This window comes from Pseudomonadota bacterium (assembly GCA_026390555.1).
Classification (GTDB): Bacteria; Bdellovibrionota_C; UBA2361; order UBA2361; family OMII01; genus OMII01.
In genome coordinates this window covers 1-8,997 of sequence record JAPLFS010000061.1, presented here as the reverse complement: position 1 = coordinate 8,997, position 8,997 = coordinate 1, and the positions used below count along the sequence as shown (strand labels likewise).

At 51.5% G+C, this 8,997-nt stretch carries 10 protein-coding genes, 1 tRNA gene and 1 pseudogene; 5 read left to right on the top strand and 7 right to left on the bottom strand.

The window, feature by feature from the left end; all coding sequences use genetic code 11:
* Both NTV65_07935 and NTV65_07930 read right to left on the bottom strand, forming a co-directional pair.
* Positions 1-860 (bottom strand): Dna2/Cas4 domain-containing protein (locus tag NTV65_07935; GenBank protein MCX6115125.1); only part of this gene is annotated, 860 nt, incomplete at its 3' end.
* A 68-nt stretch (positions 861-928) separates the two neighbouring features.
* The gene (locus NTV65_07930; protein ID MCX6115124.1) at positions 929-1,444 is read right to left on the bottom strand and encodes a hypothetical protein; all 516 of its coding nucleotides are present in this window, start codon (positions 1,442-1,444) and stop codon (positions 929-931) included.
* 55 nt (positions 1,445-1,499) lie between these two features.
* Here NTV65_07930 and NTV65_07925 point away from each other — a divergent pair, with 55 nt between their 5' ends.
* From NTV65_07925 to NTV65_07915, 3 genes are all read left to right on the top strand, one after another.
* Positions 1,500-1,670: a hypothetical protein gene (locus tag NTV65_07925; protein MCX6115123.1), complete on the top strand. Its 171-nt coding sequence runs from the start codon at positions 1,500-1,502 to the stop codon at positions 1,668-1,670.
* Positions 1,671-1,833: 163 nt separating this feature from the next.
* Positions 1,834-2,535, top strand: coding sequence for a hypothetical protein (locus NTV65_07920; GenBank protein MCX6115122.1), 702 nt, complete (start codon positions 1,834-1,836; stop codon positions 2,533-2,535).
* A gap of 19 nt (positions 2,536-2,554) precedes the next feature.
* Positions 2,555-3,313 (top strand): alpha/beta hydrolase, encoded by a 759-nt coding sequence (locus tag NTV65_07915; GenBank protein MCX6115121.1) that lies wholly within the window; start codon positions 2,555-2,557, stop codon positions 3,311-3,313.
* On the opposite strand, the gene NTV65_07910 is transcribed toward NTV65_07915, so the two are convergent.
* Entirely contained in the window at positions 3,297-3,797 is a 501-nt protein-coding gene (locus NTV65_07910; GenBank protein ID MCX6115120.1) for a hypothetical protein, read from the bottom strand. The genes NTV65_07915 and NTV65_07910 overlap by 17 nt on opposite strands.
* Positions 3,798-4,057: 260 nt before the next feature.
* Between NTV65_07910 and NTV65_07905 the strand changes: the two genes are divergently transcribed.
* Positions 4,058-5,755: a hypothetical protein gene (locus NTV65_07905; GenBank protein MCX6115119.1), complete on the top strand. Its 1,698-nt coding sequence runs from the start codon at positions 4,058-4,060 to the stop codon at positions 5,753-5,755.
* Here the strand turns inward: NTV65_07905 and NTV65_07900 are convergent.
* Both NTV65_07900 and NTV65_07895 read right to left on the bottom strand, forming a co-directional pair.
* Positions 5,745-7,214 (bottom strand): transglycosylase SLT domain-containing protein, encoded by a 1,470-nt coding sequence (locus tag NTV65_07900; protein MCX6115118.1) that lies wholly within the window; start codon positions 7,212-7,214, stop codon positions 5,745-5,747. The two genes, NTV65_07905 and NTV65_07900, sit on opposite strands and share 11 nt — an antisense overlap.
* A 124-nt stretch (positions 7,215-7,338) precedes the next feature.
* Positions 7,339-7,608: pseudogene (locus NTV65_07895) on the bottom strand (ferredoxin family protein).
* A gap of 176 nt (positions 7,609-7,784) precedes the next feature.
* On the opposite strand from NTV65_07895, the gene NTV65_07890 reads away from it, so the two are divergent.
* Positions 7,785-7,857: transfer RNA gene (locus tag NTV65_07890), tRNA-Cys, on the top strand.
* A gap of 276 nt (positions 7,858-8,133) precedes the next feature.
* Here the strand turns inward: NTV65_07890 and xseB are convergent.
* Positions 8,134-8,397 (bottom strand): exodeoxyribonuclease VII small subunit, encoded by a 264-nt coding sequence (xseB, locus tag NTV65_07885; GenBank protein ID MCX6115117.1) that lies wholly within the window; start codon positions 8,395-8,397, stop codon positions 8,134-8,136.
* Positions 8,382-8,997: hypothetical protein (locus NTV65_07880; GenBank protein ID MCX6115116.1), on the bottom strand; the 616-nt coding region annotated here is incomplete at its 5' end. The genes xseB and NTV65_07880, both read right to left, overlap by 16 nt.

Sequence of the window (8,997 nt, the reverse complement as noted above, 5' to 3'; positions counted from 1 at the left end):
TCCTTGTCGCGTCCGGCTGTCGGATCCTGCACTACATCAGCCCGCGCATAGCAGCGCTGCCTGACGTCACACTTAGCACACTTAATCGGATGTGGACTTGGCGTGACAGGACCTCCGTCCAGAATCCGGCGCATCTGGTCAATTAGGCCCTGCGCCCAGCGTTGCTTGGCTTCGGTATTATCAACCCTGATACGTTTGCATGTCGGGCCAAGCAGTAGATATCCATGTGTCGGACGCTTACCTTCGAACTCCTCGACCAGCCGCATGTATACAAGTAGCTGTGCAATGTAGCGATCGCGTAATTTCTTAGCGAGCGGTTTGCGTTCTACCGGAATGATAAGTCCGGCCTCCTCTATCAAGGCATCGGGCTTACCGGCTAATCCTTGAGCAAGAGAGATATATTCGCGCTCAGGCAGGATGGTACTCCCTTCGATTGAGATAGTAATTGAGGACGATGAGAAACCACTCGCCTTTCTACGACGACCAGCAGCTCGCGAGAATGAGCGAATCACAAGCAGGGTTGCGCCAATGAGCAGTAGGAGCTGCAGCCCATTGTTTCTAATCGAAATAGCCAGCAACTTATCGATAGGAATGCCCTCTTGGTTAAGCAGCAAAAAGAGAACGAGCGCCGCGCACAGTAGCACCGCAAGGTATCGAATCCACAGCCCAAGCTTAAGCGATTCATCAAAGATGTTTGACCAATCTTGATGCAATTTCTGTCCGAGAAGCTTCTCCTCAAAGGCGACCCGTGCGCCCTGCTTATCGACCCACTTGAGCTTCCAGGATTGCGCGCAGACGGTGAAGGCGCCAACCTCTCCCGCTGCTATGATGTGCTTACCATCTGCGCCCGTCGTTGCCACTAGCGTCGCCTCCACTATCAAGTTTCTGGAGTTATCTCACGCCTTGAAAAAACGAGACACTAAATGTTTTAACGCGGCACTGCTCCCCTCGTTCCCTTCGTTCTGGCTAGGAGGGAGGCGCTGAGCGTACGTAGCATACCCCAGATTGAAAGCCACTTCGGGGTATGCGGTGTATGAGTGTCCCTCAACGGCATCTCTGTATCTCGGTATGAATCAAAGATAGGCATCTCAGGAAGCGTGCTAAAGACCGGGAGGTGCGCCGTTTCGAGTAGAAACTGTACCTCCGTTGCCTGGTGATGAGTCAGCCGCCAAAAGGCATATCTCCCGCAGGCGGAAGCGAACTCACACTTTACGCAGAAACGCCCAATCTCCTGCTGCGAATAAACCCGCACCACGAAATCATTTCTATCTTCAAGCAGAAAGTTCACTTCAAAGGCCTCAATCCACCCCTTGCGCGCGCGGTAGGCTGTGACCTCATCAAGATAGATCCCCTCCAGCATTAGCCGCTCGGAATCGTACCAGAGCCCTAATCCTACTGCGATCTCTCCATTTGCCCCTGCTACATGTATCTCTGATTGATGCATGAACCCTGTTTCCTCATGTTAAAAATAAAGTGGCCCCCCGAGGGGGACCACGGAAGTGGATTCGCTTCTCAAAGAGGTGCACGTAGCGGTCCTCAAGAGCGTTTTCGCGATCCTCTTCAACGCCCCAATAGTTGGCGTTTCGATCAAGGGGACTATCGACCCAATCGCTGTCGAGCTTTACAGATCTGGTCTCAGATCCCTCAGCTCCTGCAAACTAATGCTCTAACCTGTTGAAATGTGGCAAAATAAGTTGCCGAGTGCCTATATGACACAACGCGCCTGTTCTGATATGCTTCCCCAATATTCTTAGCCATTTGGAAGCTTTTTAAAGTCAGCTTACCGGTGGTAATTTTGATAATTCGTTTTTTGAGCTTAGGAAGTAATTTCATATGAGAAGAGAGAGAGGGAATGGAGGTGGACGGCGCCCACAGCGTGGTAGCGGAGGCCCTTCAAGGGGGCGATCTCAGAGAGGAGGTCGCGGTGATAGACACTCCCGACGGCACCCTAGACAGAGTGCTGAGAGTGGCAACCAGCGGGAGAGGATCGCTATCGAAAGCGGCGATCTAGTCTTGATTGATCAGTTCATGCTCGCCAATCCGCAGTTCATCGAAAAGATGGCTACAGTTGTTGATGAGGATACAACGGTAAAGAATGAAGTGATCCGTGAGTATGGTGGAAAGGTTATCGCGGTAACTCGCGGAACGTACCGTATCGAGCGCGATCCATTTGCTTACACAATAGTTGTTCATCCTGAGGGAGATTCACTTGAGGCTCCGGATATGGTGAAGGATGCGACCGAAACGCTCGGCGAGGTCAACATTGATACACGTTGTTTGGCGATGCTAGACCGCGAGTTGCTCGATGATAACTCGCTCCTTGAGCGCTACCAGCAACTTTGGTTTGACGGACAGGACAAGGCTTGCCGTGACCTGCTCCGTGATAACGGTGGTGCGGTGCGTTACGGCTTCCGTCGCGATGGTGACGAGCTTGTTGTGTTTCAGGTTCCAGGTGCGGATATTATCTGCCTCTGGCCAAAGAACATAGAAGAGCTTACCCTGAACCAGGATACGCAAGCTGCTCAAGAGGGGTAGCAGGTAACCTTTTGGTTCTGTGCTAAACTATCTCGAACAAAGATTAAGCTTTAAGCCAACCAGTACAGATTATGGTGGCCTTACCCGTTTTAATGCGGCGAGATTTCGCTTTGGTGGGGAGTTCGGTCTAGATCTGGATGGGGCGTTCTTTGGCAGTTCGTCGAGACATGCCGTGCTCTTTATCCACGGCAATAAGCACAACCTGACCAAATTTGCCGCGCACTACGAACTCTTCTCCTCTATCGGGGCTGCCTGTTTATCCTTCGACTATCCAGGTTATGGAGCGAGCAGTGGGACCCCCTCTGAGGAGCGGCTCTACGCCAGTGCGCGTGCTGCGTACTCACACCTGCGCTACGTGCTGGGATACGCTCCTGAGCAGATAATCGTTTATGGATGCTCCATGGGTGGCGCTGTAGCGTTAGAGCTATTGCAACACGTTCCAGCGGCCGGCCTTATTACCGAAAGCACCTTTACGAACTCCTTGGATATGTCGCGCTATCTCTACCCATACCTGCCTGTATGGAAACTTGTGCCGAACAGATTTCGCAACGATCAAAGGATGCCTCGGCTACGGCTGCCGCTATTTATGATCCACGGAGAGGCCGATCTAGTTGTTCCTGTTACGATGGCCCATCAACTTTATGCGCTCGCCTCATGTGAAAAAAGCCTTATGATCGTGCCAAGGGCGACGCATATTAACTCTATTGAGCTTGGTGCTGAACCTCTGAGCGCTGCTGTCGCTAGCTTTATAGATAAAAACGTTACCGTGACCAACTAGGTTGAAAGTTACGGTTGGTGGCCGGATTAGCCCCGAGATTGGGTTTTGGCCTGCCCTCTAACCCTTGATTTGACGCTGGGCTTGCTGAGATCGCGATAAACATACAGATAAAAAAAGCAATGGCTAGAAACACCGCTGGAATCACCTTACTGCTATCCGCACTACTTGAAGCGGACTTGCCTCTCCCTCCTCCGAAACACCCAGACGGAATATCTCCACTGCCCCGTGCGCCGTGCAACCGAATCTCATCGCGCGGCGATAGAGACGGTGTCCCTTGCTGTCCTAATCTAGAACCACTATTACTTTCATTATATTTAGAGCGCACAGAGCTTCCTCCTCCACCAAGCACGAAGCTGCTACCGGTATCACGATCGGGTTGAAAGGTCTGCTCTTTGTGCGAGTCTCGGCTGCTCGATACCCACTGCCCCGTACTAGAGCCGGTACTGCCAGTGAATCCCCCCATGATGAACTTGTCTAGCGACATAACAAACAACTTGTTAAACTTAGGAATGATATGGGCACTCTGTTAAAATTCGTGCTCTAGCATCTTTATAAGGATCGCCAATACGATTACGGTCAATAAAACATCGCTCTTTGCCCTGCCTGCCAACCCTTGTAGCTACCTTAAATAATTCAAGTAGTTATAAGATGCCCTTTAGGTAACTCATTTACCGTAATGCACCATACCACTGGATAGGTAACTATTTCGCCTATCAGATCCATCAGGCGGGGCGTACTAATTTTATGACTGATAGCAACACAAAGCTAGCTCCTCTACTACTTAAGATACCGGGCATGACTGATGATGGTCCGGCTAGCAGCTTTGAGCTTAATGGCACGACGCTCACGCTAGAAGAGGTGCTAGGTGTTATCCGTGAAGCCCATAACGAATCAGCTCTCACCACTATCGCTATACTACAAAACGCTTCTACCCTAACTCGCTCTGAGCTGCAGCTCGTTATATCAACCCTTTTTGCTCTAGCCGGCCGGTCAGATCAGGGAGAGCTCGTCGCCAAGCAAGCAGCTGAGTCCCTGATCGCAATCCTCTGCGTTCACAGTCATAATCTGGAGGCGCTGTACCTAGCTGCCCAAATTTTAAAGCGGTGGGAGCAAGATCCGATGCAGGAAGCACTCTCAGCAACGCTCAGTGGTGTTGTGATCCCGAGCTTAGGCACAGTCACATTTACAGCCGATTTATCGCGTAAACAGCTACTAGAGCAACGCTACGTGCTACTCAAGGCGCTTGAAACCAAACCCCTGCAGGAGGTCGCTATCTCTGTAATTAGCGGCATGCTTGAGAATCAAGAGCAGCGCTTAATCTCTGCGCGCAAAGAGCTCGCCGGTAGCGTACTCTCCACCACAAACGCTCTATTGTTCCAGAGCTCTGAGCTACAGGGCCTCAAGCGCCTTGCGGCGGTAGTATTTGCAACCGGTATCGCTCCGCGCGCGCTTAATCAAACGCAGCTCAAACAGGGCATAAAAACGCAGGGACTGCTAGTAACGGCGCAGGATGCTGAAAAACGATTGCAGTTCGGCCTGGCATCCGCAGTAGAGCTACATAAAGCGATGCGCATGCTCGGTCGAGTGATGTCTATCCAGGAATATGAGCTCGCCTTAACCTTTGAGCTTCCCAACAACGTGCGCATACCGGCTAACCAGAGTTGGTTTTCACGCGAGGAGTGGGCTACCGCCCATCGACTTGTGTTGCTTGCATTAAAGGATAGGCTGATTAATCCAGCACACAGCCTGGCCTTGCTTCACCTTTTAGCAACCAAGGTCAAGGTCGAGGATCCAGCTGATAATAGGGAAAGCAGGCGACGTGCTGATTTACTCAGTCGTAGCGAACGACAAAACGCTATCCAGGAGATTTCGCAGCTTGCCAGTGAGCGCAGCATCCCACTCGAAGAGTTCTCCTCTCTCGCGGATGAAAAATATGCGCGACTTTTTCAGCCTGAGTTTCTCACTGCAAATCCTACTGCTTCCATAACTGAGGAAGGGGCAGCAACTCAGGATGCAGCACTTGCAACAAAGCAGCGCAGCGCCTTAGAGCTGGCCTTGAAAATATTAAGGGATAATAGCAGCTCCCTTATCTCTCGTCTTATTGCCGATGATTTCGACCTCCTCAGGCAGGTGAATGGACTCGAAGTAGAGCAGTTCCGGCAGCTACTTGAACGCATTCGAGGCCGCGCTGTATCAGAACCATGGGCGCGCGTAGCGTTCCTTGACATCGTTCGTGCGCGTCACGCTGATTCAGTTACGGCAAGTGTTAGAACTTCTGCTCTCGGATCACTGGTAAACGAAGCTCGTAAATTGGGGCGTCTCACAAACTCATTTGAGAAGGAGGTCTTTGCAGTATCTGCAGAGATTCCGCACCTATCGTTCCTTGTGCAGCAGAGCAGCTCTGCCCTGTCTGAGAACGACCCCGATCCCGTTACGGAATAATAATTATCTGTCCGGCCATAATCTTAGCGCTAGTCAGGTGGTTTGCTTGCTTTATCTTTTTAATCGAAGCTCCACTCCTCTTGCTGATTGTAAAGAGTGAGTCACCAGGCTGTACAATATAGCGCTGCTTGGATATGCGCAGCTCGCGCTCATCCGCTTGCGCCGGCTCTATTGGCGAGGGTAATTTACTGCCAGAGGATTTTGTCTTTGAAGCCGCTCGTACTGGCACGTTCTCAGGCGTGATAACACGTTCGGCATGCTGCTGATACTCAATCGGTACGCGCAATACGTACCCGGCTGGAATACGCGCCGCACCACGCCAAATCGGATCTAGGAGTGCGTAATTAGCCTCCTTAAGTGCCTGTATCGGAACTCCGGTCTGACGTGCAACGTGATTTGCTGATACGGAGCTCCGGATCGGCACAGATACATGCCGCAACGGTTGCTCAATTGGGATCTCTGGAAAGTATTTTTGATGGTCCTGAAAGATCTCAAGCGCTGCTAGGAACTCCGGATAGAAATTACTTGAGGCGAATCCGAAGTAGCGCTCACGTGGATCTTCGATAATGGCGGCTAAATTATTAGTTCCGGCACGCTTAACCTTGGAGCGCACCCCACTGATACCGTGATTATACGAGGTAATGGCTAGTGGCCAGGTTCCAAGCGAGCTGTACGCAGCGCGCAGATATTCAGCGGCGGCACGTGTTGCGCGGATCGGATCGCGGCGCTCATCAACGTATTTCCCAACCTGCATCTTGTGCGCGCGCGCGGTGCGCGGCATAAATTGCCAGATACCAGCCGCTCCGACGCTACTGTATGCGGTATAATCAAAGGATGACTCAACGAACGGCAGCCTGGTTAGCTCCTTAGGCAGACCATAATCCGAAACAAAAATCTGCTCCATTACGGGTAGATAGCGCCAAGACTTACGAATTGCCTCCGCGTAGCGCTCCCTGATTCCTGACTGTGTACGGATTAGGTCGTCATCGATTAAGCGCTTATACTTGATAGCTCCACCGGGAATATCACGGAGTAGATCTGCAACCTGCTGCTGAAACGGCGTCTTGGGTTCCTCCCCTTTTGAGAGCGCCGTTAGTTGCTCTCGCATCGTGGTGAGAGCCTCTTTTTCGATCCTATCCTTATAGCGTTCCAGGACAACGGGATTCATTGTTTTGGCTTCGTTTGAGAAATCTAGCAGCCCGAAGCGGACCTGGGGAAAGTCTCTGTAGTGAATTACAATCTGGTTTGAGGTGTAGGTAGCGAAGATATCCTTCCAGAAATCAACACGCGCTCGCAGCTCTGCTGGAACCTGAAATACTCCCCCCTGTGCTTTAGCATCTACCTGTGAGCGCAGACCCAGATTTGAACCGATACCGGGACCGGCGTAGGAGGCCCGTACAGATGCACAGATAATTAATGAGACCAGTATTATGCTGGAGAAAAGCTTGGCCAATGGCATAACCTTAATATAGCAGTATCGTGACTATCCACCATACCTGATGCTAATTGCATCGATGTAGCCGCTATTTAGATGTACAGCGAGCGGTATCCAGATCTTCGTCGCTCATATCTAGGGTCTCTTTAGAGTTAATCTCCACGAAACCTTTCATATCTACCGGCACTCCGGAATCCTCAAAGATAGCTTCGACTGGGCACTCGGTCTCACAGGCGCCGCAGTGGATGCACTCATCGGGATGGATTACTAGCATTCCGAAGTCCACGCCCTTGGCTTCACGACCGAATTGGTCGTTATACTCCTTCTTTTTGATATCGTAGAAGCAATCAACGGGACACACCTCTACGCAGGAGCGGTCCTTAGTACTGAGACAATTACGGGTAACTACATAGGTCATACGCCAAATCCGAACAGATAAACCAGTTAACAAAGTGACATTACACAATTACCGAATAATTCAAAAGACTGGGAGAGTAGATCTCCTTAGAAACTAGGCTCTAATAAAGCTAGGGGGTTACAGCTCAATGGTGGGTTGATATTTTCTACCTATCGAGCTACCTTCAAAGACCTTGCGGCCCGATAGCCAAGTTGGCTAAGGCAACGGTTTGCAAAACCGTGATCCCCGGTTCGAATCCGGGTCGGGCCTCTCTACTTATCCCCCTTATACCTAGAGCTTTAAAGAGCCGGTTCGAACCTAGTGCTCGCGCAGGCGAGCACCAAAAAATACGGAGAATCCGGGTCGGGCCTCTCTAATTATCTTTATCTCCCTTAATACTGATCAATAATATACGGTGATGCGTTAGCACTGGGAACGCCGGTATCTGACCGGCCATGAAAGGGATCGCACTCCTGAATTTATACCTGTGCCGTTCTGGAGAACTGCGCTTCCACGGCTTCGCTCAGGCGTTAGCTCTTCCCCCTACTACTCCACCTGATTAAGAACGCGCAGCTTCTCCTCAGCACCGGCCAACAACTTCCTCAAGTGTTGCACCAACACGCTGCCCTTCTCATAAGATCCGATGGCGCGGTCGAGCGGTAACGTGCCGTTCTCAACCGATGCCACCACCTCTTCAAGTAGCTTGAGCGCCTGCTCAAACGACAATGCTCGAAGCTGCTCATCGCTCGACTCACCCGATAAAACGCTCTCTAGCGTAACGCCCTGCTGTGTACTTACTCCTTTGGCCATCTCCCCTCCTCCTTACTAACGTCTGAAACATTCGATACCGTACCTGACAATACGCCATCCACTATTGATACATCCATAAGCTCACCTACCTTAACCTCTGAAACTGAGCGAAGGTGTCGCCCCCCTACCGATACGATACTGAACCCCCGTTCAAGCACCTTCTGCGGGCTGAGCGCTTTAAGGCGTAGTTCAAGGGTGCGAACTATATCATGCACCCCCTCGACCCTTCTGAGCGAGCCCGTTCTTAGGCGCATCTGTAATGCCTCAAGGCCGTTAAGCCGCAGTTGGTTAGAGGCTCTGCCAGATTGACGAAGACGTCCCTGCAATGCGTCGATATGCGCACCAAGAAGTTGCAAGACACGATCAGGTCTAATTCCAGCCAAGATCGCCTCAGCCGCCTTAAGGTGCAGACGCGCCTCTCCCAAACTTGCTACCGTCCGCGCATTCAGTCGTGTACTAAGTTCATCAACTCGCTGCACGCGCGGCTTAAGCCACCTGTCTACGTCCCTTAGACGCCGCTCTAGCTCGGCAACACGCACAAGTAGATCGCTTACCTTCGGCACGCAGATCTCGGCCGCTGCCGTAGGGGTAGGGGCGCGC